Here is a 26,431-nt window from a genome sequence, read left to right as displayed (position 1 = left end):
GGGAAGACCCGCTGGAGGGATGCGGCCAGCAACGAGGGGTCGAGCGGCGGAGTCGACGCCGAACGAGACGTCAGGTCGTCGAGGACCCGGGTCTCCTGCTCGTGGTAGCGGTCGAGGTAGAGCAGTCCGTGCTCCCAGTGCAGCACGCCGAGCCCGATGAGCGGACTCCGCTCGATGGCTGCGGACCACGCATCGAGTGCCGGCCGGGACAGGCCGAGATCTCCGAGCTGGCTCGCCACGGCGGAGAGCTCCGGGCACACCGAACCGTGTCGCACCGCGCGCGAGGTGAGGGCGACGGCGAGCAGCACGTCGGCGTCGTGCTCGCCGCTCAGCTGCCCCACCGTGATGGCGATGTGGACGTCGGCGGCGGTGATCACCCCGGCGGCGTTGACCGCCGCGAGGTTCGGTGGCGCGGTCAGGGCCGGGTCGCGGTCGAAGGCATCGATCGGCTCGAAGAGCTCGCTCATGAGGTGGCAGCTCCATCCAGCAGGGCGGACAGTTCCTCGACGAGCGCCACAGGCGGCCGCCACGCGAAGACGCCGCACGGGGCGCCGTCGATCAACGGCGTCTCCGGTCCGCACATGCCGCGGAGGTAGAGGTACAGCACGCCGCCGAGGTGCGTGGCCGGGTCGTAGCCGGGCAGTCGCCAGCGCAGGAACCGGTGCAGCACCACGGTGTAGAGCAGGGCCTGGAGCGGGTAGTCGGAGTGACCCATCGCCTCGTCGAGCACCGCCGGGCGGTAGTCGTGGGCCGACAGCGGCGCGTCCGAGTCACCGAGCCAGTTGGTCTTGTAGTCGACGGTCAGGAACCGCCCGCCCACCCGCAGCACCACGTCGATCGACCCGGTGAGGTAGCCGCGCAACGGCTGGTCCGCGAGGTCTGGGTCGTGGTCGAGGGTGTCGGCGTAGGACAGCACCGGGTCGCCGGCGGGCAGGTGTCGCCGAAGCAGGGGAGCGAGGTCGCCCAGTCGCACTTCGACGGTGGGGTAGCCCGCCACGTCACCCCCGCCAACGGGAGCTCGAAGTCCAGCTCACGCAGCCGGTCGGGGAGTCGCAGGTCGAGCAGGGTCAGGTCGTCGGCCAACGGCCCGAGCGGGCTGCGGCACACGGAGACCAGCGCATCGGCGAGCTCGTCGGTGGACAGGTCGACCGGCCACCAGACCAGCTGCTCGGTGATGTGTCCCAGCAGCTCGGCGCGGAAGTCGGTCGCCGCGGGGTCCGCGTGCTCGAGCACGGCGTGCACGAGCGAGCCGAACGTCGCCCCCACCGGAAGAGAAGCCATCGGCGACGGCACCGCCGCGGTCTCGACATCGGGCGGGCCGCTCTCACCCAGCACGAGGGGCGTCGCCGACCTCCGGCACGTCCTCCGGCTCGGACAGGGGTTCGGACCAACCGGCATCGCCGTGGGCCGCACTCGCGGCCGACAATGACGAATAGGACGTCCGCCGCCGGGTCGTGTCGACCGACCGCGTGAACGACCGCACCGCGAGTGTGTCGGACGACCGTTCCAGCGGAGTCGGGTCGGGCGGGGTCAGGTCCGACACCTCGACCGAGGGTCCGCCGGCGGCCTGCCAGTGCCCGAGGATCTCGAGCAGCCGGTCCTCGGAGACGAGCGCCTGCTCGTCCGGCACCACCTCTCCCTGCGGGCGCCGCCCGAAGAGCATCCGGTGCAGCGGCGACGCCGGCGTGTTGCGCTCGGCGGCGGCGTACCACGCGACGACTGGGACTGGGCGCGCGTCATCGCGACATAGAGCAGTCGCAGCGACTCGCCGGCGTCCTCGCGCCAGTGCCGGGCGACGGAGTGCCGGTGGAAGGGACTGCGGCCACCGACGTCGCGACACCGCCGACCGGAGTCGTCGTGGAAGAGCGGGATCTCGGGGTCGTTGCCGACGTAGCGGTTCCACAGGGTCGGGAGGTAGACGACGGGGTACTCCGGGCCCTTGCTGCCGTGGATGGTGACCAGCTGCACGGCCGCGGCGTCGGAGTCGAGTCGTCGTGTCCGCTCGGAGGCGACCTCGACCTTGTCGTCGGCGACCTGCTCGCGCAGCCAGCCGAGCAGCCCGACGATGCCGAGCCGGTCCTCGACGCTGACGCGGTGCAGCGCCTCGCCGATGTGGCGGAGGTCGGTCAGCGTGCGCTCGCCGCTGACGCGACCGAGCACCCGCGCGGTCAGGCCGGCGACCACCGTCACCTCGAGCACCGCCGCGACGCCCCGGGTCGTGAAGACGTCGGTGAGCGTGCGGATCCGGTCGGCCGGGGAGTCGGTCAGCTCGTCGCCACCGGCATCGAGCGCCTCAGCGGAACAGCCGAAGAACGACGTCAGTGCCGCTGCTCGCACCCGGTCGGAGCGGTGTGGCTGTTCCAGCGCCTCGAGCAGCGCCACCCACTCGTCGGCGGCCGGCGTGTGGAAGACCGAGCCGCCCGCGTTGATGACCGACGGCACGCCCACGGCGAGGAGCGCCTCCTGCGTGGCCTCGAGCTCGCTGCGCCGCGCGGCCAGCACTGCGATGTCGCCGGGCACCAGCGGGCGGCCCTCGAACGTCGCGCCACTCTGGATCAGTCGCTTGATGTCATGGGCCGCGTCCGTGATGACGTGATCGCGCCACAGGGCCACCGGGGGCTTGGACTTCGGACCCTTGCCGAGCTCGCTTCGCCGTACGACACGAAGCCGGAACGGCGCACCCGCACCCGCGAGGCGGGACGTCTCGTGGTGCGCCTCGACGGGGTGTACGGCGATGCGCGGGTCGCCGAGGGTCGCGCCCTGCAGCACGGCTCCGGAGCCCGTCGAGCAACGGCTTGTCGGAGCGCCAGTTGATCCCGAGCGTCTGGGTGGTGCGCGCCGCATCTGCGGCCGCGAGGTAGGTGACGATGTCGCCGCCGCGGAAGGCATAGATGGCCTGCTTCGGGTCGCCGATCAGCACCATCGTGGTCGAGTCGGCGAAGGCCCGCTCGAAGACCTGCCACTGCACCGGGTCGGTGTCCCGGAACTCGTCGATCAGCACGAACTTCCAGCGTCGGCGCATCCCGCGCGGGCGGGGGCGTCGAGTCCGGTGAGAGCGTCGGCCAGCTGGCTGAGCAGGTCGTCGTAGCTGAGCACACCGAGCCGACGCTTGCGGCGCTCCACCTCGTCGAGGACGGCATTCGCGAACCGGACCCGCATCGCGGCAGGAGAGTCCGGTGCCTCGGTGAGTACGGCGACGGGCTCGATCACCGCCCGCGGATCGCCGACGACCTCCCGCGCCAGCGAGAGGGCCCGGGTGCGCGTCCACGGCGGCGACTCCGGTCGCCGAAGCCGGCGAGGTAGAGGTCATCGACCACCTCGGACGTCAGCTGTTCCGGGTCCTCGACGAGCGTGGCGCCGGAGTCGGTGTCGCCGGCGACGCCGAGGCTGCGCAGCACGAGCTGGCAGAACTGGTGGATCGTCGCGATGGTGGCACCGTCGAAGGAGACGAGGGCGGAGGTGAGTCGTCGCAGTCGAGCGGCCAGCTCGACGTCGTCGCCGGTCAGCAGCCATTCGTGCAAGCGATTGTCGGCCTCGCGTGCGGATGGGTCGGTGAGCACCTGCACGGCCTCGTCGAGCTGGGCGCGCACCCGCTCGCGCAGCTCCCGGCTGGCGGCGCGGGTGAAGGTGACGACCAGCATCTCCTCGAGCCCGACCGAGCCGGCGGCGACGTGCTTGGTCACGAGCGCGGCGATCGTCCGAGTCTTGCCGGTGCCGGCGCTCGCCTCCAGCAGTGTGATGCCGGGCGCGAGGTCGCGGGTGATGTCGAAGGTGTCCATCAGGCCATGCCTCCCAATTCTCGGCCGTCGCGAGCGTCGTTCGGGGCGTGCGATGGCACCTCCGGGGTCCCCGGCGGATCGGGGAGCGTAGCGAGCGATCTGTTGGGGTGGTGGCTTGGCGGAGGAGGGAGACATGACGGAGTCATGGCGACTGACGACAACGCAGCCAGCGTGCGTGCCTAACGACGCGCAGCAGGCCATGGAATTGGGAGGCATGGCCTACAGTCCCCGGATCTGTTCGTTGTCGAGGACCGGGCTCCACAGCCGCCACGCGTAGTGACCCAGCCGGTGCGGAGCCGGGCCGTCCTCGCCCGCACGCAACGGAGACGCGAGCAGGTCGTAGTCGGCGTGCTCCCCGAACACGCGGACGTGCCACACGTCGGAGTCCTCCTTGGGGAAGCCGGCGTCGTTGAAGCGCGGCGTCGTCCACTCGGCCCGACCGCGCGCATCGGGGTCGCCGTCGCTGCCGCCCCGGGTGCGCCGGAACTCCTCGGCCCACGCCAGTGAGGTCTTGACCGGCAACGGCAGCGGCTCACGGAGCCCGGCTTCGTAGAGCGCGACGACCTCGCGCAGCCACGCCCGCGCGTCGTGCTCGGCGAGCGGGCGGATCATCGCGACCGGCCGCCGGAGCGGTGCTTGCCGATCGTGTGCGCCGTCCAGTTCTCGTCGGGCCGGCCCCGCCGAGCGCCACCGCGTTGAGCCACGCGGCCAGCCGGTGCTTCGCGCCGAGGTTGGAGAAGGACACCGCGACCGAGGCTGTTGCCGAAGATGTCGCCGACCGTGCCGGTGACCCGCCGGTCGCCCGGGTCGATGTCGACGTCGAGCGTGCGCCGGTCGCCGCCCTGCAGGCTCAGCGCGCTGAGCACGAGAGGCCGGACCTTGGTGATGATGCCGTCGAGGACACCCTTGCCCAGCGCCCCGGGCGGCAGCGCCCCGCCCGCCCTGATCGCCTCGCCGACGGCGTTTGCGTCGGCGCCGCCGAGCACGGCCGTCGCCGGTGGTCGCCGGCGGCCCACTGCTCGAGAGCATCGAGGGTGATCGGGATGGCGTCCTTGACCTCATCGGCGTCGTAGGGCCCGGTGATCCGCAACCTCCGCCGCAGGAAACCTTGCACCGGGTGCTTGAAGAAGTCCTGCAGGTCGGCCAGCGACACCTCGGTGGCCGGTGGGTCGACAGCCGCCAGCGCCGTCGGCACCAGCTCGCGCACGACCGCCCGCTCGCCGCGCGCGGCCTGTGCACCGGCCAGCGCCGACCGGTCGAAGGTGAAGGGGCGATCCCCCCGCAGGCGTCCCGGCACCAGGTTGTCCTCGTCGAAGGGCTGCAGCGGGTGCTGGGTCAGCACGTGACCGCGCACCGGTGCGGCGGCCGTGCGGTCGAGGGCGTCGAGAAGCTCGCCGAGCGGCACGGCGGGCGGTCGCTCCGCGCCGTTGTGCTCGCCGCGTCCGGTGTAGGTGATCACCAGCGTCTCGGTGGTCGCGGCGATGGCGTCGAGCAGCAGCTGGCGGTCCTCGGACCGCACGTCCCGCCTCGCCGGTGCGGGGGTTGCGGGCCAGCACGTCGTCGCCGTCGACCCCGGTGGCGCGCGGGAAGACTCCGTCGTCGAGCCCGACCGGGCACACGACGCGGTGCGGCACGGAGCGCATCGGCACCATCGTGCAGACGGTGAGGGTGCCGGTGCGGAAGTTGGAGCGGGTCGGTCGCCCGCGCAGCCGTTGCTGGAGCAGCGCCCGCACGTCGGACTGGCGCAGCAGCGTCTCCTTGCCCGCGGCTCCGGCGGCGATCCGCGCGAGCTCGCGGTCGAACTGGGCGATCTGCCAGCTGTCGTCGAGCGCGGTGGCGGTCAGCTGGTGCACGCCGTCGCCCAGCACCCGCGTCCACTCCGCGACAGTGCGCGCCGCCTCGGCCCCGGACAGGAACGTGTGCAGCCGGGAGATGAACTCGGCGAAGCGGCCGGCGAGCTCCGGGTCACCGTCGCTGACGTCGTCGATGGGCAGCGCGCCCGCGACCCGGCGGTGGTCCAGCCCCGACATGGCCGCCCCCAGCAGCACGCGACGGATGCCGGCCGCCCATGTGTTCGCCGAGAGCCCGCCGAGCCCGAACTCCGCACGGTGGTCGGCGTCGTAGCCCCACCGGATGCCGGCCTCCCCGACCCACTGGGCCATGCGCTCGAGGGCGTCGTCACCGAAGCCGAACCGGGCTCGCACGGGGTCGCTGCCGGCGAGGTCGAGCACCCGGGTGGCGGTCAAGCGTCCGCGCACCAGCTCGACGAGCTGGGCGGCGACGCCGAGCAGCGGGTTGGTGGCACCGAGCGACCGGTCGGCGAGCCGCACCCGCAGCTGGTGGGCCGGGTGCCCCTGCCCCTCGGCGATGTCGGCGAGCCCGAACCCCGCGGAGATCAGCGGGGCATAGGTCTCGATGTCGGGACACATCACCGGGATGTCGCGCGGCTCGAGCGTGGGGTCGTCGGCGAGCAGCCCGACCAGCACCTCTCGCAGCACGTCGACTGGCGCGCCGACCCGTGGCAGGCGTGCACCTGCACCGAGTCGTCGACGGCGGTCCGTGACGCCCGCAGCGACGCGTCGGGTGCGGCGTTGGCCCGCAGGTCGGACTGCAACCACCCGAGCAGCGTGTCCGGCGGTGCGCTCACGGAACCCGCATTCACCGTGCGTACGGCGCCGAGCGCGCGCCGCAGCTCGCGCGAGTCACGCCCCAGCGAACCGAGGAGCGGATGCCCGACCGGGTTGGCAGACTCATCCCTGCGCGCGCGGCACCGGACCCGCCGAGGAGGACAACGCGCCCCACAGGGTCGGGGACGCCTGCGGCAGCCAGAGGTGCACGTCGCGCAGCGCGCCGAGTGCGTCCGGGAGCGCCACCTCGGTCTCGGGCAGCCGGGTGTGGCCGAAGAGCGAGAGTCGCGGGGGCAGGTCGAGATCGGCGCCACCGGTGCGCAGCCGCTCGATCGTCGTGGCCAGCCGCACGTCGGGCGGGGGCGTCTCCATCCGCTCGAGGAGCCGACGCCACAGGGACGCCTGCCAGCGCAGGTCGTCCTCGAGCGCGCCGCCCGCCCCGTCGGTGTCGCGCCCCTCGCGCCAGTCGGTGATCAGCGTGGGTCGCTGGACCGCATAGGAATGGAAGAGGCCCGCCAGCCTGCGCGCCACGGCATAGCGACGGGTCGAGCGGTCGTCGGAAGGGTCGCCGCCGCCGAGGTGCGTGGTCAGGTCGGCGAACCCGGCCTCGCCCATCACCGAGTCGATGACGTCGAGCAACGGCCGGGCGAGCCGGTCGGGGTCCCGGGGGTCGTCGGCGTCCTTGTCGAGCAGCATCGAGACGAGGGAGTGCGGCGTCACGAAGTCGACGCCCGCGCACACGCCGTCGCCGGTCCGCGAGCCAACCCCGAGCCGGTGCGACAGCCGCTGGGTCAGCCACCGCTCCACACCCCGCGCGGGCACGACCACGACCTCGCGGGCGAACGGATCAGCCAGCGGGGTCGCGAGCAGCGACGCCGGGCCGTCGGCCGGGGCGTCGGTCCGCTCCACGATGTGGACGTGAACTGCCATGGCGGCAGCCTGCCACCCACCACCGACAAGCCCGCTCACCGAGAATGCCGAACGGGACACCGAGCTGCTCGAGTCGGTGTCCCGTGGGTGGAAGAGGCTCAGTGCTTGAAGGCGTCCTTGACCTTCTCGCCGGCCTGCTTGATGTCGGCGGAGGCACGGTCACCGCGGCCCTCGGCCTCGAGCGACTCGTCGTCAGTCGCCTTGCCGGTGCCTTCCTTGGCCTTGCCGGTGAGGTCTTCCACCTTGTTCTTGATCTTGTCGTCGAGTCCCATGAGGATCCCTTCGTCGGAACGTCCCCTGTGGGGCGTCCCTGACGAACCTGCCACGGAGGCGACGGGCGACCAACACCCCACTGGGTGAAAGTTCGGACGGCCGGCGCATCCAGTGGATGCGCCGGCCGTCACGTGCCCCCGGCACTTCGGGCACCGCGCTCATTTCCCCTGAGCGCGGACCCCTTCAGCGGATCGCTGTGGCGGCGGCGACGACGTCGACCGGGCCGAAGCCCTTGTCGTACGACGTCCCGCCGACGTAGGAGGAACCGTCGGTGAACTTGTGAGCGGTCGCCTTGATCGCGGCCTCGACCCGGGCCGGGGTCGCGGCCGGGTTGGCCTGGAAGAGCTGGGCCACGATCCCGGCGATGTGAGGCGCGGCCATCGACGTACCGCTGATGGTGTTGAAGGTGCCGATGTCGAGCAGTCCCGGACCGTTCTCCGGCGCACCGCCGGTCGAGCAGATCACGAGGTAGAGGCGGCACGACGAGGTGATGTTCTCGCCGGGCGCCGAGATGTCGGGCCGGGTCTGGCTGCGCGAGGCGTCGCCGCGCGAGGAGAAGTCGGACACGACGCCGTTGCGGGTGCCGTTGTCCTGGTCGTAGTAGGACGCGGCCGAGATGATGCCGCCGGTCGGGTCCCGGCCGGGCGGGTTGGTCAGGCTCTCGAGGCCGTCGCCGCCGTCGTTGCCGGCGGCCCAGACGGTCACCACGCCCTCGGCGACCAGCGCGCTGGAGCTTGACGGTCGCCGACTCGGGCTCGAAGTCGCCGCCACCGGTCGGACCGTAGGAGTTGTTGGTGACCTTGATCGGCGGGCAGGTGGTCGCCGGGACGCCCACGCCGCACGGCGCCGCGTGGTTCTCCAGCACCCAGTTGAGGGCGGCGTCGGCGCCGATGATCACGATGCCGGCACCGGTCGAGATCGACACCAGCTTGGCGCCGGGTGCCGCGCCCTGCAGCTTCTTGCCACTCGACAGGGTCGTCGGGCGACCGGCAACGATGCCGTTGACGTGGGTGCCGTGTCCGCCGAGCGAGAGGGTGTCGGTGTCGACGCTGTTGGGGACCTTCTGCACCGAGCAGAACGCCTCCAGCGGGTCGCAGAGGGTCTTCAGGTTGGCGACGACCGCGCTGCTGCCGTCGGCCTCCTTGAAGTACGGGTGGGACGGGTCGACACCGGAGTCGATGACCGCGACGCTCACGCCCCTGCCGGTCAGCTTGTTGCCGTCGGCGCCGGTCAGGGTCTGGGTCGCCTCGTAGCCGCGGGTGGCGACGTTGCTGGTGTCCCTGGAAGAACTCGATGCCCCGGTTGCCCTCGACGTAGGTCACGCCGGGCTGGCTTCGGACGGCTTCGGATCTGCGACGCGGTGCCGGTCGCGACGACGACGCCGATCTTGCGGAAGCTGGTGACCCTCTTCATCCCGGTGGCGGTGACGGCCGACTGGGCCCGGGTGAGGGTGGCACCGTGCACCATCACAGGGGTCGGCACGGAGCCGGACAGGGTGGTCAGCTGCTTGGCCGGGAAGGCCGACACGTTGGCGCGGTCCTCGGCCGCGTTGGCGGCGGGCCCGGTGGGAGCCACGAGACTGGCCGTCGTGACGAGCGCGGCGGCGCCCAGCGCGAGAGTGGTCTTGAGTCGCACGATCGTCAACCTCCGTGGGGATGTCCGGCACCGAGCGCGCAGACCGACCAGTCTTGACGTACAACGAAGGGTCCCGCCACGAGTCACGTTCGGGCAGGATCGATCCGTGCACTACCTGTGGTGGGGACTCGGGCTGCTCGTCGTGACGCTCTCGACGCTCGCCCCGGCGCGCCTTGCCCGCGTCCCGCTCGGCTGGCTCCCGCTGACCGCGATGCTGAGGGCAGTGGTGCAGCTGGCCGCGATCGCACTGATCCTGCGTGGGGTGCTCGCCGTGCCCCGGACGGTCGCGCTGTTCGTGGTGCTGATGCTGAGCACGGCCTCGTGGACCGCCGGCGGCCGGATCTCCGAGATCCCGCGAGGCCGGGTCTTCGCGCTGATCGGGGTCCTCGCCGGTGCGTCCGTCACGCTGCTGCTCGTCTTCGCGCTGCGCCTCGTCGACCTCGAGGCGCGCTACGTCGTCGCGGTGGCCGGCATCATCGTCGGCAACGCCATGAGCGCGGCCACCCTGTCCGGTCGCAACTTCGTCCGCGACGCGCGGGCGCGCCGCGAGGAGGTCGAGGCCCGGCTCTCGCTCGGCGCGACGCCGGCCCGGGCCTACGACGAGATCGGTCGCGAGGCCGCGCGCGAGGCGCTGCTGCCCACCCTCGACCAGACCCGCTCGACGGGGCTCGTCACCTTGCCCGGGGCCTTCGTGGGCGCGCTGTTCGGCGGCGCGTCCCCGGTGGTGGCCGCGCAGTTCCAGCTCGTGGTGCTGGCCGGGATCGCACTGGCGATGCTCACGACGGCGATCGTGGTGACGAGGTTGGCCGGCCGTTCGCCGTACGTCGTGATGGCGCGTGCGGAGTCATGAGGTCACCCCCAGAGAGGGTGCGGCGCCGCTGATTCGCCGTACGCTCGACGAATGGCGCGAGACGACCGGCCGGGACGCGACGAGACCCCCGAGGAGCGCGCGGACCGGCACTGGTCCGACCTGCTCCGGGAGCTGAGGGTCAGCCAGACGGGCGTCCAGCTGCTCGCGGCGTTCCCGGTGTCGCTGCCCTTCCAGTCGCGCTTCACCGACCTCGATGCGTTCCAGCAGCGTTGGTACGTCGGGGTGCTGGCGCTGGCGCTCCTGACGCTCGGGGGTGACCCCGGCGCCGGTCGCCATCCACCGCCGCGTCTTCGGCGGCGGGGCGAAGCCGGAGCTGGTCGAGGCGGCGCACGTGCTGACCGGGCTCGCGCTGGCTCTCATCGCCCTGTTGCTGGCGGGCATCGCCTTCCTCGCCGTCGACGTCGCCCCGGGTCGTACCGAGGCCGTGGTAGCCATGTGTATCTCGCTGCTCGTGCTGCTCGTGCTGCTCGTCGGCATCCCCCGCGTCGTCGCCCGGGACGCGCATCGTCGGGTTTGACGACGGCGGCGGGCATCCTCCGGACCGACCTTCACAGGACGTGACGCAGGTAGCGCATAGGGTCGTCGAGATAGGCCCGCCAGTGCCCGACGACCTCGAGATCGCCGTACGCCGCCGGGCGCAGGCCCCACGGCCCAACCTCGAGCGCGTCCTGTCGCTCGGGCAGCGGTGAGTGACCCACATTTTCGGGCCGTGGAATGTGGCTGGCCCACCCCCGCCCCGGCGTTTCCCCGCCGACTCGCGAGGGAGGGGTGGCGTACCCACAAGATCTCGCGCAGGAATGTGGCTGGCTCACCGCTGTGACAAGCGAGCGCGGGCGCACTCGCTGCAGCTTCAATGCGAAGGACCCCCGGGAAAAACATCCCGGGGGTCCTTCGTCGTGAGCCTCGTTTGTGCGCCTGTAGGGATTCGAACCCCAAACCTTCTGATCCGTAGTCAGATGCTCTATCCGTTGAGCTACAGGCGCATGTCGCGCTGCGGACAGCGCGACCGGAAGAGAATAGCCGACCCCTGTCGTCAACCCGAAATCAGCCCACCTCCCACAGTTCGGAACGATCCAATTGGACTGGCGCGTTCCGCGGGTCCGGTGGTCGTTATGGTGTCAGGCACGTTGCGCGGCTGGGGGCGAACGAGGCGGCCCCGGCACCTCACGAGAGGCAGTTCCTGAACATGGCAGATGTCGAGGCAGCCCCGGCGGCAGCCGGGGTTGACCAATCCCGCGGTGATCGAATACGTCCGCAAGTACGCCGATCTCACCGGCGCCGAGCGGATCGAGGTGGTCAGCCCCGCGGACGACGCGCGACTGATCGAGGAGGCGCTGGCGGCTGGTGAGCTCCAGCCCGCAGGCGAGGGGCGCTACTACTCCCGCAGCTACCACAAGGACACCGCTCGCTCCGAGGAGCGCACGATCGTCGCGTCCAACGACGAGAAGGACAAGGGCGTCTACAACAACTGGCGCCCCGCGTCCGAGATGATCCCGATGCTCGAGGACCGCATGCGCGGTGCCTCGCAGGGCAAGACCATGTACGTCATCCCCTACCTGATGGCGCCCCCGGGCAATGAGCTCGCTCCGTGGGCGACCGGCGTCCAGGTGACCGACACCCGCACCGTCGTGCTGCACATCCTGCGCATGGCACGCGTCGGCGCCGAGCACCTCAACGACGCGGGCGACCAGTTCGTCCGCGCCGTCCACGTGACCGGCGACACCGGAGAACCTCGGCCGGGGCACCGACGCCGACCAGCGCTACTTCGTCACCGTGGGTGACGAGCGCACGATCCTGCACTTCGGTTCGTCGTACGGCGGCAACGCACTGCTCGGCAAGATCGCGCACGGCCTCCGCCGGGGCGCCTACGACGGCTGGGCGAGCAAGAAGTTCCTCGCCGAGCAGTACATGCTCATCGGCATCCACGACAAGGAGACCGGGAAGGACTACCACATCTGTGGCGGCTTCCCTGAGTGCCTCCGGCAAGACCAACCCGGCGATGATGCTGGCGCCCGACGCCCTCGGCGATCGCTACCACGTGTCGTTCTACGGCGACGACATCGCGTGGCTCTGGGTCGACGAGACCACCGGCAAGCTGATGGGCATGAACCCGGAGTTCGGCGTCTTCGGTGTCGCCAAGGACACCAACGAGAACACCAACCCGACCGCGCTGCACTCGGTCGACCCGGGCACGGGCGCGATCTTCACCAACATCGCCTACAACCCGGACACCCGGGAGGTCTGGTGGGAGGGCCGCACCCCCAGCCACCCGGAGCCCGTCCACGGGTGGCTCGGACTGGACCGGCGCCCCGATCGCGGACCGCAAGGACAGCGACTCCTCGCCGTGGGCCCACCCCAACAGCCGTTTCACCACGACGCTCGACAACGTCCCCAACATCGCCAAGGACTACAACTCCGCGGCGGGCGTGCCGATCGACGCGATCATCTTCGGTGGCCGCACCCGTGACCGCGAGCCGCTGATCCGCGCGATCCACGACCTCGCCGAGGGCGTCTACGACGGCCTCACGCTCGGCGCCGAGGCGACCGCGGCGGCCGAGGGCAAGGAGGGCGTGCTCCACTACGACCCGATGTCCAACCGCCCGTTCATGGCGTACGGCGAGGGCGACTACGCGCAGCACTACCTCGACATCGTCGGGGCGGCGAGCGACCAGCCGATCTTCGCGCACGTCAACTGGTTCCAGCGTGGCGACGACGGACGGTTCCTGTGGCCCGGCTACCGCGACAACCTGCGCCCGTTGCTGTGGCTGCTGCAGCTGCGCAACGGTGAGGTCGAGGGACGCCAGACCCCGGTCGGCATCGTGCCGACCAAGGAGGAGCTCAACCTCGAGGGCGTCGACGTCACGCCCGAGGACCTCGACACGCTGCTGAGCATCGACAACGCACGCTGGCAGCAGGAGATGGCCAACCGGGCCGAGCACCTCGAGCAGTTCGACCGCATGCCCGGGGCGATCTGGGAGGCCCACCGCCGGGTCGCCAAGGCGCTGGAGGAAGACGCGGGCTGACCCTGCGCGCAGGCTCCGATCTGTAGGGTCGGAGCAATGCGACAGCTCGGGACTGAAGCGATGACGACGGCCGGCCGCGGTTTTGACCGCGGCCGGCCGTCGCCGCGCCCGGTCCGACCTTTGCCGTGGTCTGTGGCCTCGGGCTCGCCACGGTCGTGGTGCCGCCCTACCCGCTCCAGCGCCTCCGACTGCGTGCTGCGCAACCACCGGGGAGAGGACATCCACGTCGCCCTCAGCAGTCGGCTCCTGCGTCGCCCCGGGTCCGAGACCGAGATCCTGCTCGTCAACGTCGTCAACGTCGTCGACGTCTCCGAGCGCCGCCGCTACCGGGACCGGCTCGCCCACCTCGTCGACCACGATGTCCTCACCGGGTTGGCCAACCGTCGCGGCTTCGACACCGAGCTGCAGCGCCACCTCGAGCGGGCACGTCGCTCACGGCAACAACGGTGCGGTGCTGCTGCTCGACCTCGACAACTTCAAGCAGGTCAACGACAGCCTCGGGCACAACGCCGGCGACCAGCTGCTCGTGACCATCGCCGGCCTGTTGCTGCCCAAGGTCTACTTCCGCGACTGGATCGACACCCGCAACCGGCGCGCCGAGACCCGCAGCATCCACCCGGACGCGCCGATCTGAGGCGGTCGTGGGACCTACGTCACAACCCTTGATCGATCCAATATGTACGCCGCAGGGCGCAAGTTAGCCTCGGCGACAACCGTCGCCGCAGCGTTGCCGCACGGGGTTCGAATCAACACTCCACGACACCACCGTCGATGCGCTCGACGGCCGGTGGCGCCTTCGTTCCATGAGGCGACCACCGCGAATGCGCGAGAGGGAATCCGCAGGCATGACCGCCATTTCAGAAACGTCCACTCCGACGACTCACCGGGGAATCCCCGGCGTGGGTCAACGAGATCGCCGAGCTCACCCAGCCCGACAACATCCACTGGTGCACCGGCTCCGACGAGGAGTGGGAGCAGCTCACCGCGGCCCTCGAGGGCACCGGCACGTTCACGCGACTGAACCCCGAGATCAAGCCCAACTCGTTCCACGCAGCCTCCGACCCCACTGATGTGGCGCGGGTCGAGGACAAGACGTTCATCTGCTCCGTCGACGAGAAGGACTGCGGGCCCACCAACAACTGGATGGAGCCCGAGAAGATGAAGGACATCATGCGCGGGCTCTACGCCGGCTGCATGAAGGGCCGCACGATGTACGTCATCCCGTTCGTCATGGGTCACCCGGATGCCGAGAAGCCGATGTTCGGCGTCGAGATCACCGACTCCGCCTACGTCACCGTCTCGATGCGCGTCATGGCCCGCATGGGCACCGACGTCCTGCGCAAGATCGAGGAGATCGGCGAGGACGTCTCGTGGGTCCCCGCGCTGCACTCGGTCGGCAAGCCGCTCGCCGAGGGCGAGGCCGACGTCCCCCGGCCCTGCAACGACACCAAGTACATCGTCCAGTTCCCCGAGGAGCGGACGATCTGGAGCTTCGGTTCCGGGTACGGCGGCAAGCGCTGCTCGGCAAGAAGTGCTACGCGCTGCGCATCGCCAGCGTCATGGCGCGCGACGAGGGCTGGATGGCCGAGCACATGCTCATCCTCAAGCTCACCTCGCCCCGGGGTGTCACGAAGTTCGTCGCCGCGGCCTTCCCGAGCGCGTGCGGCAAGACCAACCTCGCCATGCTCAAGCCCACCATCCCGGGCTGGAAGGTCGAGGCGATCGGCGACGACATCGCCCGGATGCGCATCGGTGAGGACGGCCGGCTGTGGGCGGTCAACCCCGAGTTCGGCTTCTTCGGCGTGGCGCCCGGCACGAACGAGCACACCAACCCCAACGCGATGGCGACCATCAACAAGGGCAACTCGGTCTTCACCAACGTGGCGCTCACCCCTGAGGGCGACGTCTGGTGGGAGGGCCTGGAGAACACCCCGGCCCGGGCCACGTCCCGGAAGGGTCAGCCCCGGACGCCGGACAGCGACGAGCTGTCCAGCCACGCCAACAGTCGCTACTGCACCCCGATCAAGCAGTGCGACATGCTCGCTGCCGAGTACGACGACCCGCGGGGCGTGCCGATCGACGCGATCCTCTTCGGTGGCCGTCGCAAGACGACGATCCCGCTCGTGACCGAGGCCCGCGACTGGACCCATGGCACGTTCATGGGCGCAACGCTCTCCTCGGAGACCACCGCGGCCGCCGTCGGTGCCGTCGGCCCGGTGCGTCGCGACCCGATGGCGATGTTGCCGTTCATCGGCTACAACGCCGGTGACTACTTCAGCCACTGGATCAACATGGGCAAGGACAACGACGAGTCCAAGCTGCCCAAGATCTTCTACGTCAACTGGTTCCGCCTCTCCGACGAGGGCGACTTCCTGTGGCCCGGGTTCGGCGAGAACAGCCGCGTCCTCAAGTGGGTCATCGAGCGCCTCGAGGGCACCGCTGCCGCGGTCGAGACCCCCATCGGCCACGTGCCGGCGCCGGGCTCGCTCGACATCGACGGTCTCGACATGACCCCGGAGGCCATCGAGGCCGCCCCGGCGGTCGACGTCGAGGAGTGGAAGGCCGAGATCCCGCAGATCACCGAGTGGTTCGAGAAGTTCGGCGACGACCTGCCGTCCGTCCTCTGGACCGAGCTCGACGTGCTCAAGGAGCGCCTCGGCGCCTGATCGAGACACCCAGCCAGCTGCTTGGCCACCCCGGCCCGTCAGGATCATCGATCCGGGCGGGCCGGAGGTGCGTTTGTGGAAGGATCTCCCGGTCATGACAGGGAGGCGGTTGGCGTGAGCTACGGACCTGAGGAGCGTTCCGTCTTCGAGACGGCCGCTTCCGAGCTCTACGAGGACCTCGTCGGCTCGGCAGGGATCGCCTCGGACGACCCCCGCATCGACGAGAGCGGTGCGGCGGCCCAGCCGTTCGCGCTGCTCAAGGAGATCGGCCCGGTCACCTTCGACAAGGGCGAGCGCCGCTGGATCCCGGTCGACCCGGCGATCGTCCAGTCCCACGTGGTCTCCCCGCTCGGCCAGCAGGGCGCCGAGCTGCTCGCGGAGTCCGCCCAGTGGGCGAAGGCCTTCCGGGGCCTCTCCCACGCGTGGCGACGATCGCCCGAAGCGCTGCGGGGGCCGTTCGCGGAGCTGCGCGGGGACGCCATCACCCCCTACATCACGTCATTGGTGGCCGATGCCTCAGAGGAGCTGCTGACCGCCCAGCCGCAGACGGGGCGTGCCATCGACCAGCTCCCCGTGGTCGTCGAGCGGGACGTGGGAGCGCTGCGACGCGGGGTCATGATGCGCACCCTCTACCAGCACTCCGCCCGACGGCAGGTCGCGACCAACAAGTACGTCGCGGCCGTGACCGTCGAGGGCGCGCAGGTGCGCACGCTCGACGAGTTCTTCGACCGGCTGATCGTCATCGACCGACGGATCGCGATCGTGCCGGGGCGCAACAACGCCGGTGAGTCGGTGGCCCTCGCCGTACGAGAACCGTCGTTGGTGGCCTATCTCGTCGACATCTTCGAGCGGTCCCGGGAGCGGGGGCGGCCCTTCACCAGCCGTGACGCGACCTTGGTGCGCGCGATCGAGGCCGAGCAGCGCGCCATGACGATCCGGATGCTGATCGGCGGTCATTCCGACCCGGTCGCCGCCAAGCGGCTCGGCGTCAGTCCGCGCACCTACGCCGGCTATGTCTCGGAGCTCAAGAAGGAGTTCGAGGTCGACTCGCGCTTCCAGCTCGGCTACGAGATGGGGCGCCGGGGCGTCACCGGGCGGGATTCACCCCCGGGAACCCATCAGGATGCCCCGGAGCAGTCCGGTGAAAGTGTCTAGCGACGCCTCAGGTCGGCCACGAGGTGTCGGCCAGCGACGCCGATGAAGTCGGCCATGACGTGTCCCCCACGGAGTGGGGGAGTTCTTGACCGGCCATGAGGTGTCCTTCGTCGCCGCGGCAGGACCGGCGCTGAGACCAATGGCCCCCATCGACAGGGCCGCGGGCCAGGACCGCAGCGGCAATACGTCGTCCGGAGTTCATTTTCTCATCCTCTTTTTGCTCAGCACGGTCCGAGACTCGCCATCATTGTCGGTGACCCGGGCCCGATGTCCAGCATGCGAGCCACTGCGAGTCTGTGCATTGCACGATTTCGCAAGGTGTGCAGAAATGAGCTCTGGCCCCCACGGAGGAGGGCCAGAGATTTGGCGGAGGCGGAGGGATTTGAACCCTCGATGGGGTTGTAGCCCCAAACCCGCTTAGCAGGCGGGCGCCATAGACCGGACTAGGCGACGCCTCCACGCCCGGCCTTCGAGGCCAGAGCAGGGATGAGGTTACTAGGCGCATCCGGCCTTTGCCGAATCGCACCCGATCAGAGCTGCCGCAGGCCCTGACCGCGTCGCAGGTGGCCCAGCAGGTCGCGCACGAACTCCTCGCGGTCGCCGGCCAGCATCTCGACCGGAATCGTGGTCGAGCCGCCCGAGCGGAGGCGCAGGACGACCACGGGAGAGCCGGCCGACGTCGTGGTGCCCGCATCCTCGACGTCCTTCCACCGGGCCGTGGCCACTCCCACTCCGCGCACCCACTGGACGCGGTAGCCGTCGTCGGTGAACCGCACGACCCAGCCCCGGCGGGCGAGCACGAGCGCGCCGGCAGCCGAGGCGCAGATGCCGAGGACGGCGGGGATGAGCAGCAGAGCCGTGTGCAGGTCGAGGAAGGCGACCAGCCCGGTGGTGACGAAGACCAGCACCGAGATCGCGATCAGCAGCCCACCCATCAGTCGGGCGGCGACGGCTGGAGCAACTCGATATTCGGACGGCACGGTGCAGATTGAACACACGCGTCCGAGGTTGTGCCAACTCAGCCCTTGTCCCTGCTTGTGGTGCGGGTCACACTCGAGATCAACCACTGTCACGGAACCAGCTTCGGGAGGCCGCGATGACCAGCGCCACTGCCGCGTTGTCAGACCTGCACCGGGCCCTCGATGCGCCTCGCGAGGCGGGCGGCGTGGCCGCGGGCAACTGGCGTTGGACGGTGCGCCAGCGCATGACCGGGGTCCGTGACGTGCTGATGCGCGAGTCGGAGCACCCCGACGAGGCCCGGCTGAGCGCCCGCCGTGGTACGGCGCTGCGTGAGCGTCGAGCGCTGCTGGCGCGGATCGGCGAGCTCGGCCCGCAGGTGCTGGAGAGCCCCGACCTCGACGAGGTCCGTGACCACGGCCTGCGCCTGCTCACCGACATCAACCACCACCTGCAGCGGTTGCACGACCCGGCCTACGACGACGTCGAGATCGAGCTGGGCGGCTCGGAGTAGTTCAGCACCTTCTCCTAGAATGCTCGGGTGCCGTTTTCGGGCGGCGCGTGGAGGGGTGCCGGAGCGGCCTATCGGAACCGCCTTGAAAGCGGTCGTAGCGAGAGCTACCGCGGGTTCAAATCCCGCCTCCTCCGCCAAGTCGCTTCATGTAACCGGCGTTTACATGATCTGACCGGCCCGCGCAACGGCCGGTCAGTTGGGCTAACTGCCGGTTACATGACGACACGGCCGATTCAGAATCGGCAGCCGCCTATGCTCGCGCAGGTGACCTGGTTCAGCAGCCCCGACGACGCCAGCGCCCGCCTCTACGAGGCCGGCTACCTCGCGGATCTCCCCACCGCGACCACGGCCTACCTCGCCGGTGCGCTCGAGAAGCCGCTGCTCGTCGAGGGTCCGGCGGGTGTCGGCAAGACCGAGCTCGCCAAGGCGGTGGCCCGTTCGACGGGCGCCGAGCTGATCCGCCTCCAGTGCTACGAGGGCCTCGACGAGGCCCGCGCGCTCTATGAGTGGAACTACAAGAAGCAGCTGCTCCGCATCCGGGCCAGTGGGTCCGACCGGGCCCGGAGCGAGACCCACGACGACATCTTCACCGACGAGTTCCTGTTGACTCGCCCGCTGCTGACGGCGATCCGGCGCGAGGAGCCGACGGTGCTGCTGATCGACGAGGTCGACAAGACCGACGTCGAGGTGGAGGGGCTGCTGCTCGAAGTGCTGTCCGACTTCCAGGTCACCATCCCCGAGCTGGGCACGGTCTCGGCAACGCGCCGGCCGTTCGTCGTACTCACTTCCAATGCCACCCGTGAGCTGTCCGAAGCGGTCAAGCGCCGCTGCCTCTACCTCCACCTCGACTACCCCGACGCCGAGCGTGAGCGCGAGATCGTCACCTCGCAGGTGCCCGGTCTCGACGACGCCGTCGCGAAGCAGCTGGTCGACGTGGTGGCGCGGTTGCGCGAGCTCGAGCTGAAGAAGGCGCCATCGATCGCGGAGTCCGTCGACTGGGCGCGCACCCTGATCGCGCTGGAGATCGACAACCTCGACGAGGAGGCCGTCCGGCGCACCCTCGGCGTCGTCCTCAAGCACGCCTCCGACCAGACGCGCGGTCAAGGAACTGAGACTGGCGCAGGCATGACCCTGCTCGACACCCACATCGGTTTCGTCGAGGCGCTGCGCTCGGCGGGCCTCTCGGTGTCGCTCGCCGAGGGCCTCGACGCGATCGACGCGATGCGCCACATCGGGTGGGGCGATCGCGACGTCGTGCGCACGGTGTACGCCGCAACGCTGGTCAAGAAGCAGGCGCAGCGGTCACCTTCGATGCGATCTTCGACCTCTACTACCCGCGGCTGGTCGGCTCCGGCGTGGCCGGGGAGCCGGAGTCGCAGGGTGGCGTGCGGGACAACGGGGCCGCGCTCACGTCGTTCCCGGAGGAGCTGACCGAGGCGTTGGCCGACCAGTCCGGCGAGGCTGAGGGCCAGCGGCTGCAGGACCCGGCCGTGGAGGCGGTAGGCCGGTTCGGCGCGATGCCCGGTCGCGGCCCGGGACTGTCGAGCTGGTCGGCGTACACCGCGCTGCAACGGGTGTCTCCGCAGCAGCTCATCGGGCAGATCGTCGCCGGGCTGATGGCCGAGGGGATGGCCGAGGGGGACGCCGAGCGTGTTGCCGGGCGTCGCGTCGGGACCTTCACGAACCTCGTCGAGGGCGACGCGCGCCGGCGGATCGCGGAGGAGAAGGGGCCCGAGCACGTCGCCAACATCGTGGTCCGCCCGACGATCGACCGGCTCGACTTCACCGCCGCGCGCCGATCCGACACGGAGGAGATGCGCCGCGAGATCTATCCACTGGCTCGAAGGCTGGCCGCGCGGCTGACCAAGCAGCAGCACGCGCGTCGACGCGGGGCGCTCGACTTTCGCCGTACCGTCCGGGCGTCACTGTCCACCGGCGGCGTGCCGCTCGAGACGCACCACCGGCCCAAGCGGCCGCACCGCACCGAGCTCGTCATCCTGTGCGACGTCAGCGGGTCGGTGGCCAACTTCGCGCAGTTCACCCTGCTGCTGGTCTTCCGCTGCGCGAGCAGTTCCACAAGGTGCGGGCCTTCACGTTCGTCGACACCGTGCACGAGGTGACCCACCACTTCACCCCGGGCGGCGACGTCGTCGAGGTGATGGAGAACCTCGCGGCCAGTGCGGCGCACGCGGCCTTGTGGGGGCGCACCAACTACGGTCGCGCGTTCACGAAGTTCGCCGAGGAGCACGCCGACGCGCTGGGTCCGAAGACCTCCCTGCTCATCCTCGGCGACGCCCGCTCCAACTACAGCGACTGGCGCTGCCCCGTGCTGCGACCTCGAGGGCGCCGTGCGGCATGCGTGGTGGCTCAACCCCGAGCACCCGCGCCACTGGGGCACGGGCGACAGCGCGGCGCCGGCCTACGGCGAGATCGTGCCGATGGTGGAGTGCCGCAACCTGACCCAGCTCGAGGAGTTCGTGTCTGCCATCTCGATGGGCACTCAGCCCGCGAGGTAGCCGAGCTCCCTGGATGCGCTTGATCTCCGCCTTGAGGCCCGGGTGCTGCGCCTCGTCGGCGGCGCGGCCGCCGGCCACGTAGGGCTGCTCGCCCGCCGTGGCCCCGTCGTAGACCACGGTGACGCGGTTGGCCACGTCGGCGTTGATCAGCGAGCCGAGGAGGGCGACCGGGTCAGCCCGGTCCTCCAGCGACAGCACCCGCGTCGACTCCGGGATCGAGGGCACGTGGGCCGACGGGGCGCCGGCGGTCACGACCTGGTCGACCACGAAGGCCCGTGAGGAGGCGGCCGACGCGATCTCGGCGGCCGCGGCTCCGCTGCCACGACGAACCGACCAGCATGACCCGGGCATCGGTCTCGCCTTCGACGGCCTGCTCGATGGCGCGCACGACCTGTCGGACGTAGGTCGCGTTGTCGGCGCCGACGAGTCGCAACCGCCCGCCTTCGTGGGCCATGTCTGTCAAGGATCCAGTGCCGGGGAGGTAGGCGATGAATCGGCCGGCGCCGATGCGCTGGACGCTGATCCGGCGGTCGGCGCTGGTCAGCTTGACCATGAGGTCCTCGATCGAGGAGGGTACGGCGCTGTCGCCGGCCGACTCGGACGCGGAATCGGTGGCCGGGATCTCCGCGAAGCCGGCCGCGGCGTCACGCAGTGCCGAGGCGGAGTCGGCGGGGAAGGGGTCGACGCCGAGCGCGCGCAGCCCGCCGCGGGCGGGCAGCGGCGCCGCTGTCGGAGGACATGACGCCGGCGGTCAGCAGCGAGCGCATCTGCAGGCCGTCGAGCAGGCCACCGCCGTCGGTGAGGTGGTCCATCAGCTCGGGGTGGCTGTCGGCCAGCTCGTTGAGGTAGGCGGCGACGCCGTCGCGGTCGAGCGAGTCGGTCTCGATCAGGCCGGCCGAGACGATCGCGCCACCGAGCGCGACCTCGGGGGCGAGATAGCCGATGGCGCGCCCGGCGATGGAGCCGAGCGTCTTGAAGGCGGCGGCCTGCAGCTCGTCGATCCAGCGGTAGGTCAGGACGGTGGCGCGGACGACGAGGGCGTCGGCGTCGAGCTCGACCGAGCGCGTCAGGAGTCCCTGCTTGCCGGTCGTGGCCGCCCGGATGTCCTCCTCGGCCTGCGCGTAGGTCGCCGGCGACAGCTCGGCCGACTCGACGACGTCGGGGTCGGTGAGGATCGCGGTGCCGAGGCGGGCGCGCTCGCGCATGTCGGAGCCGGACGCGTCGAAGAAGTCGGCCAGCGCCAGCATCTGGTGGTACTTGTCGGCCTCGATCGCGACCTCGGACATGCCACGGTCGTTGGTCGTGGCCGTCTGCGGGGGCGTGTTCACGTCGTTGGTCATGCGGTCACCCGGGCGGGACGGGCGCGAGCTCGGAGGCGAGATCGGCGGGGTGTGTACGGCGAACGGTCAGCCTCGACTCGTCATCGACCCGGTGTGGCGTGAGCGAGTGCCAGCCGTCGGCCAGCATCACCCACGACACCGGGCCCACGTCGGTCGTCGCCTCGTCGGACACCCGGGCGGCGAGCACCCGCAGGCGCCCGCGACCCTCGGTGTGGATGGCTCCGACCGCGGTGGCGGCGACGGTGTCGTCGATGGGCTCGGCCTGACCGTCGACGATGCCTTTGCCGTGCTGGCGCATCAGCACCGGGACGAGGTCGGCGCGACCCGCCCGCAGTGCCTCCCCAGTGGCGTCGACGAGGTGGAACGACAGGTCGATCTCCTCGGGCACCGACGACTCGCTGAGTCGGATGTCGTCGGGGATGTCTGCCACCCGGGCAGAGCTCGCCGGGCCACTGGTCGGAGGAGAACCACGCCAGCTCGAAGACGATGCCGTCGCTGGTGGCGAGCGTCGCCACGGCGTTGCCGGCCTGTCGGTGCCGGGCCTTCACACGGGTGCCCGGGGCGGCCACGTCGAGGTCGAGCGCCAGCGTGGGCGTGGCGAGCAGTCCGATGGCGCCGGTCAGGCCGGGGTCGATCCCGTCGTCGGTGATCAGTCCCGCGCCGGCGCAGGGAGTCGTCGGCGTCGTGGAGCGAGGCCAGCGCTGCGGCATACGCACTGTCGTCGGCGGAGCCGCGAGTCTGTCCCAGACGACCCTCCAGCCCACCCCCTGAGGAGGACCCGGAGGTCTCGACCGGGTCGAAGGGGAGCGGCGCATCACCGGCGAGGCTCGCGGCGTGGCGGAGCTCGGGGAGCGTGAGGGCCAGCCGACGGGGCAGCCCGTCGAGGAAGCTCGCGGCCGGCGGCGGCGGCGTGGTCAGGTCGATGGTCACCATGTCAGAGCCCCGGCAGTTCAACGGTCAGCCAGTCCTTGTGACCGGCCGGAGGAGGGAGGAAGGCCGCGAGCGCGGCATCGACGTCGGAAGGTTGGGTGCTGCCCTCGTCCAGCGCGGCGATGCGCGACACGGCGTCGGTGGTCATCGACTCCGCCTTGTGCTGGATGGACTCGATCGCCTCCTTGCGGGTGTCGACCTCGGTGACGTGACGAGCCGGGGAGTCGGCCGCCGTCTCGTGGTGGCCGGCGGCGACGCGCAGCTGGTTGGCGCGCTCCTTGATGCGCGTGCGCATGGCCTCGGCAGCGCGACCGTGCCACGGCACGCTCTCGGCCCGGGCGACCGGGCGGTCGGCGGCAGCTCGGATGTCGCCGCTCTGCTCACGCAGCTGGGCGACGCGCTTACGCGATGCGGCGGAGTCGCCGTACATCGATCACACCCTTCTCGTCGTCCCCGTGCAGTACTTGTTGACCGCCCTTCCCACTGGCTCCCGCTCCCAAACCCGCAAGGTGCGTTCGTCTTCAACTGGTCTATGCCAGAAGCCGGGACCCGAGCCGTTCGAGGCCGACCGTGATCGACTCCTGCGGCCCGGCGAAGCTGAGCCGGACGTGTCGCCCGCCCGCCCGGGTGTCGAAGTCGATCCCGGGCGTGACCGCCACACCGGTCTCGGCGAGCAGTCGACGGCTGAACGCCATCGAGTCGTCGGTCAGGTGCCCGACGTCGGCGTAGACGTGAGAACGCGCCGTCCGCCGGCGCGAGCCTGTCGATGCCGAGGGAGGCGAGGCCGTCCGAGAGGAGTCGCCGGTTGCCGGCGTAGCGCTCGACGTGGGAGTCGAGCTCGGCGTACGACGCCTCGGTGAACGCCGCGACGCACGCCCACTGGGCGATGACCGGCGGGCAGATCGTGAAGTTGCCGGTGAGGATGTCCACGGCTCGACGCAACCGCTCGGGGACCAGCATCCAGCCGATCCGCCAGCCGGTCATGGAGAAGTACTTCGAGAAGGAGCTGAAGACGATCGCCTCGCGCGATGTCTCCCCGGGCGCTGCGCGACATCGCGGGCGAGGCGTACTCGATGCCGTGGTAGATCTCGTCGGAGACCAGCTGGACGCCGCGGTTCTCGCACCACGCCGCGATCGCCGCCAGCTCGGCGGGCAGCAGCATCGTGCCGGTGGGGTTGGCCGGGCTGGCGATGACGAGCCCCTTGATGTCGCCACACGCCTCGAGCTGGTCGACCGTCGGCTGGAAGCGGTTCTCCGGCCCGGTCGGGATCTCGACCACCTCGCAGCCCGGGGCGGTCAGGACGTTGCGGTAGCAGGGGTAGCCGGGTCGGGCCATCGCGACGCGGTCGCCCGCCTCGAAGGCCGCGAGGAAGGCGAGCAGGAACCCGCCGCTGGAGCCGGTGGTGACGATGACGTCGTCCGCGCTGACGTCGATCCCGTGCTGCCGCCTGTGGTGTACGGCGATCGCCGCCCGCAGCTCGGGCACGCCGGCCGCCACCGTGTAGCCGAGAGGGTCGGACCCGGACAGCAACCGGATCGCCTCGTCGCGCACCGGCTGCGGCGCTCCCGTGCTGGGCTGGCCGGCCACCGGGTTGACCGGGTCGCCGTGCGTGCGCTGGCGCTCGGCCGCGGCGGCGAGCAGGTCCATGACGTGGAACGGCGGCACGTTGGCGCGCTGGGCAACGGCCGGGCGTGAGGTCATGCCAAGAATCTAGGGGCAGCCGCGTGACGCCCTGCCCGCCGCCCGAAGTAGGAACCCTCGCCGAGCTGGGTGCCGGACGAGTAGCCGGCACCGTCCTGCGCGATGTTGGCGGCGCAGGCGCCGGCGGCGTACAGGCCGTCGATCACGGTCCCCTCCTCAGTGAGCACGCGGCCGTCGACGTCGCAGGCCATGCCGCCGAGGGTGAAGCCGGCATAGAGCGCGGTGCCGAGTGTCAGGTCGAAGGCGCCCCACGGCCCCCGGTCCTGCGGTGCCAGCCAGTCGGGGGTGCTTGTGGAAGTCGGGGTCCTCACCGCGGGCCGCGTGCTCGTTGTAGGACGCCGGGGTCTCCACCAGCGAGCCGGGCGGCAGCCCAAGCCCGGCCTCCATCTCCGGCACCGTCTCCCAGCCGTCGACCAGCGGGCACAGCGGCATGGCCGGCTCGGCCATGTGTGCGCTGTCGAGGATCAGGTAGGCGGCGGAGTCGGTCTGCTTCATCACGTTGTAGGACGTTCGTGAGTGGTAGGAGTCCTCGGCGACGAAGCGCCGGCCCTCCTTGTTGACCACGATGCCCTTCACGAAGTCGCCGGGCGGATAGAAGGGGGCGGTGATGAACGCTTCGTCCATGTGCTCCCACGCGGCGCCCGCCGACCTGCCGAGGCGCAGCCCCAACCCGTCGTCGTACGTCGATCCGAGGGTGAAGAGCTTGGCGCCGAGGCTCGGGGTGTGGGCCGCGACCATGTCGGGGTTCATCACGAAGCCGCCGGCGGCGATGACGACCGAGGCCGCGCGCACCACGCCGGTCTCCTCGAAGCGCCGCCACGCGATGCCGACCACGGCACCCGACGCGTCCTGCACGAGGTTGGTCGCGCCGGTCTCGAAGCGCACCTCGGCGTCGGTCTCGGCGAGCCGTGCGGCCAACAGGTCGAGCACCAGCCCGCCGCCGCCGGTGTCGCCGGGGCGCGGCACCTTGTGGCCGCGGGGTGCGGGTGTGGCCTGCTCGCGGAACGGCCAGACCTTCTCGTTGCCGGTGAACATCAGTCCCTCGGTGCCGGGCTGGATCACGGCCTTCTCCGGGTAGAACGACCGCTCGAACTCGAATCCCGGGGACTCGAGCCAGTCCAGTGCGCGGCCGACTCATCGGCGTACAAGCGAATCTTCGCGGCGTCCGGCGACGGCGTGACGGCCATCAGGTAGTCGAACATCGCGTCGGGGGAGTCGGCCTGCCCGGTGGCGCGTTGTACGGCGGTGCCGCCGCCGAGGTAGAAGTGCCCGCCGGACATCGAGGACGTGCCGCCGTGGACGGCCGCCCGCTCCAGCACCAGCAGCGCGCTCCCGCCCGCGCGGCCTCCAGTGCGGCGCACCCACCGGCCATGCCGAAGCCGATCACGACGACGTCGAACGTCTCGGCGTCCGCGACCGCCGACGCGTCGAGGACGGACGGCAGTGCGGTGCCCTTGCCCCGGTCGACCATGGCCCCAGACTAGAACACGTTGCAGTTTTGCGGCAGGGCGGC

33 protein-coding genes, 3 tRNA genes and 8 pseudogenes are annotated in these 26,431 nt (G+C 70.8%); 15 read left to right on the top strand and 29 right to left on the bottom strand.

Annotated elements, in window-relative coordinates:
* Positions 1-215: 215 nt before the first annotated feature.
* The 16 genes and pseudogenes from LP418_RS33015 to LP418_RS10155 form a co-directional block, all read right to left on the bottom strand.
* Positions 216-467: pseudogene (locus LP418_RS33015) on the bottom strand (exodeoxyribonuclease V subunit alpha); the annotation flags it as partial.
* Entirely contained in the window at positions 464-820 is a 357-nt protein-coding gene (locus tag LP418_RS10225; RefSeq protein ID WP_257956189.1) for a hypothetical protein, read from the bottom strand. The pseudogene LP418_RS33015 and the gene LP418_RS10225, both read right to left, overlap by 4 nt.
* Positions 802-1,335 (bottom strand): hypothetical protein, encoded by a 534-nt coding sequence (locus LP418_RS10220; RefSeq protein ID WP_257956188.1) that lies wholly within the window; start codon positions 1,333-1,335, stop codon positions 802-804. Before LP418_RS10220 ends, LP418_RS10225 begins: the two co-directional genes overlap by 19 nt.
* 195 nt (positions 1,336-1,530) lie before the next feature.
* Positions 1,531-2,613 (bottom strand): 3'-5' exonuclease, encoded by a 1,083-nt coding sequence (locus tag LP418_RS10215; RefSeq protein ID WP_257956187.1) that lies wholly within the window; start codon positions 2,611-2,613, stop codon positions 1,531-1,533.
* Positions 2,570-3,022 (bottom strand): UvrD-helicase domain-containing protein, encoded by a 453-nt coding sequence (locus LP418_RS10210; RefSeq protein WP_257956186.1) that lies wholly within the window; start codon positions 3,020-3,022, stop codon positions 2,570-2,572. Before LP418_RS10210 ends, LP418_RS10215 begins: the two co-directional genes overlap by 44 nt.
* A complete protein-coding gene (locus LP418_RS10205; protein ID WP_257956185.1) occupies positions 2,995-3,210 on the bottom strand; it encodes a hypothetical protein in 216 nt (71 codons plus the stop codon). Before LP418_RS10205 ends, LP418_RS10210 begins: the two co-directional genes overlap by 28 nt.
* Positions 3,207-3,779 carry a UvrD-helicase domain-containing protein gene (locus tag LP418_RS10200; protein WP_257956184.1) on the bottom strand — a complete coding sequence of 191 codons (573 nt, stop codon included), beginning with the start codon at positions 3,777-3,779 and terminating at the stop codon, positions 3,207-3,209. The genes LP418_RS10205 and LP418_RS10200 overlap by 4 nt, the downstream gene beginning before the upstream one ends.
* A 219-nt stretch (positions 3,780-3,998) precedes the next feature.
* Positions 3,999-4,391, bottom strand: coding sequence for a hypothetical protein (locus LP418_RS10195; protein ID WP_257956183.1), 393 nt, complete (start codon positions 4,389-4,391; stop codon positions 3,999-4,001).
* Entirely contained in the window at positions 4,388-4,708 is a 321-nt protein-coding gene (locus LP418_RS10190; RefSeq protein WP_336276053.1) for a hypothetical protein, read from the bottom strand. The genes LP418_RS10195 and LP418_RS10190 overlap by 4 nt, the downstream gene beginning before the upstream one ends.
* Positions 4,630-4,893, bottom strand: a complete 264-nt coding sequence (locus tag LP418_RS30695) for a hypothetical protein (protein WP_336275960.1) — start codon at positions 4,891-4,893, stop codon at positions 4,630-4,632. The genes LP418_RS10190 and LP418_RS30695 overlap by 79 nt, the downstream gene beginning before the upstream one ends.
* Positions 4,838-6,277, bottom strand: a complete 1,440-nt coding sequence (locus tag LP418_RS30690; RefSeq protein ID WP_336275959.1) for a hypothetical protein — start codon at positions 6,275-6,277, stop codon at positions 4,838-4,840. Before LP418_RS30690 ends, LP418_RS30695 begins: the two co-directional genes overlap by 56 nt.
* A gap of 252 nt (positions 6,278-6,529) precedes the next feature.
* A complete protein-coding gene (locus LP418_RS10175; RefSeq protein WP_257956181.1) occupies positions 6,530-7,336 on the bottom strand; it encodes an exodeoxyribonuclease V subunit gamma in 807 nt (268 codons plus the stop codon).
* A gap of 98 nt (positions 7,337-7,434) precedes the next feature.
* Positions 7,435-7,608 (bottom strand): CsbD family protein, encoded by a 174-nt coding sequence (locus LP418_RS10170; RefSeq protein WP_257956180.1) that lies wholly within the window; start codon positions 7,606-7,608, stop codon positions 7,435-7,437.
* Between the two features lie 184 nt (positions 7,609-7,792).
* Complete coding sequence (locus LP418_RS10165; RefSeq protein ID WP_257956179.1) at positions 7,793-8,314, bottom strand: S8 family peptidase; 522 nt, start codon at positions 8,312-8,314, stop codon at positions 7,793-7,795.
* A 130-nt stretch (positions 8,315-8,444) separates the two neighbouring features.
* Positions 8,445-8,804 (bottom strand): annotated as a pseudogene (locus LP418_RS33010) (S8 family serine peptidase); the annotation flags it as partial.
* Between the two features lie 35 nt (positions 8,805-8,839).
* Positions 8,840-9,244 carry a hypothetical protein gene (locus tag LP418_RS10155; protein ID WP_257956177.1) on the bottom strand — a complete coding sequence of 135 codons (405 nt, stop codon included), beginning with the start codon at positions 9,242-9,244 and terminating at the stop codon, positions 8,840-8,842.
* Positions 9,245-9,350: 106 nt separating this feature from the next.
* On the opposite strand from LP418_RS10155, the gene LP418_RS10150 reads away from it, so the two are divergent.
* Positions 9,351-10,094: an ABC transporter permease gene (locus LP418_RS10150; protein WP_257956176.1), complete on the top strand. Its 744-nt coding sequence runs from the start codon at positions 9,351-9,353 to the stop codon at positions 10,092-10,094.
* A gap of 51 nt (positions 10,095-10,145) precedes the next feature.
* Positions 10,146-10,676: a DUF6328 family protein gene (locus LP418_RS10145; RefSeq protein ID WP_257956175.1), complete on the top strand. Its 531-nt coding sequence runs from the start codon at positions 10,146-10,148 to the stop codon at positions 10,674-10,676.
* Positions 10,677-11,025: 349 nt separating this feature from the next.
* On the opposite strand, the gene LP418_RS10140 is transcribed toward LP418_RS10145, so the two are convergent.
* Positions 11,026-11,098, bottom strand: a tRNA-Arg gene (locus LP418_RS10140).
* A 255-nt stretch (positions 11,099-11,353) separates the two neighbouring features.
* On the opposite strand from LP418_RS10140, the gene LP418_RS10135 reads away from it, so the two are divergent.
* From LP418_RS10135 to LP418_RS10100, 8 genes and pseudogenes are all read left to right on the top strand, one after another.
* On the top strand, positions 11,354-11,896 hold the full coding sequence (locus LP418_RS10135; RefSeq protein ID WP_257956174.1) for a hypothetical protein: 543 nt from the start codon (positions 11,354-11,356) through the stop codon (positions 11,894-11,896).
* A pseudogene (locus tag LP418_RS33005) lies at positions 11,889-11,933 on the top strand (hypothetical protein); the annotation flags it as partial. The gene LP418_RS10135 and the pseudogene LP418_RS33005, both read left to right, overlap by 8 nt.
* Positions 11,934-12,072: 139 nt before the next feature.
* Positions 12,073-12,372 (top strand): annotated as a pseudogene (locus tag LP418_RS33000) (phosphoenolpyruvate carboxykinase domain-containing protein); the annotation flags it as partial.
* A gap of 55 nt (positions 12,373-12,427) precedes the next feature.
* Positions 12,428-13,138 carry a phosphoenolpyruvate carboxykinase (GTP) gene (locus LP418_RS10125; RefSeq protein ID WP_257956979.1) on the top strand — a complete coding sequence of 237 codons (711 nt, stop codon included), beginning with the start codon at positions 12,428-12,430 and terminating at the stop codon, positions 13,136-13,138.
* Positions 13,139-13,496: 358 nt separating this feature from the next.
* Positions 13,497-13,772, top strand: coding sequence for a diguanylate cyclase domain-containing protein (locus tag LP418_RS32995; RefSeq protein WP_442940159.1), 276 nt, complete (start codon positions 13,497-13,499; stop codon positions 13,770-13,772).
* 278 nt (positions 13,773-14,050) lie between these two features.
* Positions 14,051-14,608: pseudogene (locus tag LP418_RS10110) on the top strand (phosphoenolpyruvate carboxykinase (GTP)); the annotation flags it as partial.
* Between the two features lie 89 nt (positions 14,609-14,697).
* Positions 14,698-15,804, top strand: coding sequence for a phosphoenolpyruvate carboxykinase (GTP) (locus LP418_RS10105; RefSeq protein WP_257956978.1), 1,107 nt, complete (start codon positions 14,698-14,700; stop codon positions 15,802-15,804).
* Between the two features lie 114 nt (positions 15,805-15,918).
* Positions 15,919-16,959 carry a LuxR family transcriptional regulator gene (locus tag LP418_RS10100; RefSeq protein ID WP_257956173.1) on the top strand — a complete coding sequence of 347 codons (1,041 nt, stop codon included), beginning with the start codon at positions 15,919-15,921 and terminating at the stop codon, positions 16,957-16,959.
* 364 nt (positions 16,960-17,323) lie between these two features.
* Here LP418_RS10100 and LP418_RS10095 read toward each other — a convergent pair.
* Positions 17,324-17,417: transfer RNA gene (locus LP418_RS10095), tRNA-Ser, on the bottom strand.
* A gap of 72 nt (positions 17,418-17,489) precedes the next feature.
* On the bottom strand, positions 17,490-17,939 hold the full coding sequence (locus LP418_RS10090; protein WP_257956172.1) for a hypothetical protein: 450 nt from the start codon (positions 17,937-17,939) through the stop codon (positions 17,490-17,492).
* 116 nt (positions 17,940-18,055) lie between these two features.
* Between LP418_RS10090 and LP418_RS10085 the strand changes: the two genes are divergently transcribed.
* The 5 genes from LP418_RS10085 (at position 18,056) to LP418_RS10065 (ending at position 20,969) form a co-directional block, all read left to right on the top strand.
* Positions 18,056-18,430, top strand: a complete 375-nt coding sequence (locus tag LP418_RS10085; RefSeq protein WP_257956171.1) for a hypothetical protein — start codon at positions 18,056-18,058, stop codon at positions 18,428-18,430.
* A gap of 49 nt (positions 18,431-18,479) precedes the next feature.
* Positions 18,480-18,567, top strand: a tRNA-Ser gene (locus LP418_RS10080).
* Between the two features lie 127 nt (positions 18,568-18,694).
* A complete protein-coding gene (locus LP418_RS10075) occupies positions 18,695-19,861 on the top strand; it encodes an AAA family ATPase (RefSeq protein WP_257956170.1) in 1,167 nt (388 codons plus the stop codon).
* Positions 19,816-20,550 (top strand): VWA domain-containing protein, encoded by a 735-nt coding sequence (locus LP418_RS10070; RefSeq protein WP_257956169.1) that lies wholly within the window; start codon positions 19,816-19,818, stop codon positions 20,548-20,550. The genes LP418_RS10075 and LP418_RS10070 overlap by 46 nt, the downstream gene beginning before the upstream one ends.
* Positions 20,511-20,969 (top strand): VWA domain-containing protein, encoded by a 459-nt coding sequence (locus tag LP418_RS10065; RefSeq protein WP_257956168.1) that lies wholly within the window; start codon positions 20,511-20,513, stop codon positions 20,967-20,969. Before LP418_RS10070 ends, LP418_RS10065 begins: the two co-directional genes overlap by 40 nt.
* Positions 20,970-21,118: 149 nt before the next feature.
* Here LP418_RS10065 and LP418_RS10060 read toward each other — a convergent pair whose 3' ends face one another.
* From LP418_RS10060 to LP418_RS10015, 10 genes and pseudogenes are all read right to left on the bottom strand, one after another.
* Positions 21,119-21,499, bottom strand: coding sequence for a hypothetical protein (locus LP418_RS10060; RefSeq protein WP_257956167.1), 381 nt, complete (start codon positions 21,497-21,499; stop codon positions 21,119-21,121).
* Between the two features lie 91 nt (positions 21,500-21,590).
* Positions 21,591-22,286, bottom strand: a complete 696-nt coding sequence (locus LP418_RS10055; RefSeq protein ID WP_257956166.1) for a hypothetical protein — start codon at positions 22,284-22,286, stop codon at positions 21,591-21,593.
* A 4-nt stretch (positions 22,287-22,290) separates the two neighbouring features.
* Entirely contained in the window at positions 22,291-22,716 is a 426-nt protein-coding gene (locus LP418_RS10050; RefSeq protein WP_257956165.1) for a hypothetical protein, read from the bottom strand.
* A gap of 504 nt (positions 22,717-23,220) precedes the next feature.
* Complete coding sequence (locus tag LP418_RS10045) at positions 23,221-23,646, bottom strand: hypothetical protein (protein ID WP_257957323.1); 426 nt, start codon at positions 23,644-23,646, stop codon at positions 23,221-23,223.
* Between the two features lie 100 nt (positions 23,647-23,746).
* The gene (locus LP418_RS10040) at positions 23,747-23,911 is read right to left on the bottom strand and encodes a hypothetical protein (protein WP_257957322.1); all 165 of its coding nucleotides are present in this window, start codon (positions 23,909-23,911) and stop codon (positions 23,747-23,749) included.
* Positions 23,912-24,008: 97 nt separating this feature from the next.
* Positions 24,009-24,864, bottom strand: a pseudogene (locus LP418_RS10035) (aminotransferase class I/II-fold pyridoxal phosphate-dependent enzyme); the annotation flags it as partial.
* 50 nt (positions 24,865-24,914) lie between these two features.
* Entirely contained in the window at positions 24,915-25,064 is a 150-nt protein-coding gene (locus LP418_RS10030) for a hypothetical protein (protein WP_257957321.1), read from the bottom strand.
* 15 nt (positions 25,065-25,079) lie between these two features.
* A pseudogene (locus LP418_RS10025) lies at positions 25,080-25,229 on the bottom strand (hypothetical protein); the annotation flags it as partial.
* A 76-nt stretch (positions 25,230-25,305) separates the two neighbouring features.
* Positions 25,306-26,040: pseudogene (locus LP418_RS10020) on the bottom strand (FAD-binding protein); the annotation flags it as partial.
* Positions 25,977-26,237, bottom strand: coding sequence for a hypothetical protein (locus tag LP418_RS10015; protein ID WP_257957320.1), 261 nt, complete (start codon positions 26,235-26,237; stop codon positions 25,977-25,979). The gene LP418_RS10015 and the pseudogene LP418_RS10020, both read right to left, overlap by 64 nt.
* Positions 26,238-26,431: the final 194 nt, after the last annotated feature.

Source organism: Nocardioides sp. B-3 (genome assembly GCF_024703895.1).
Taxonomy (GTDB): Bacteria; Actinomycetota; Actinomycetes; order Propionibacteriales; family Nocardioidaceae; genus Nocardioides.
This window is presented reverse-complemented; position numbering and strand designations above follow the sequence as displayed.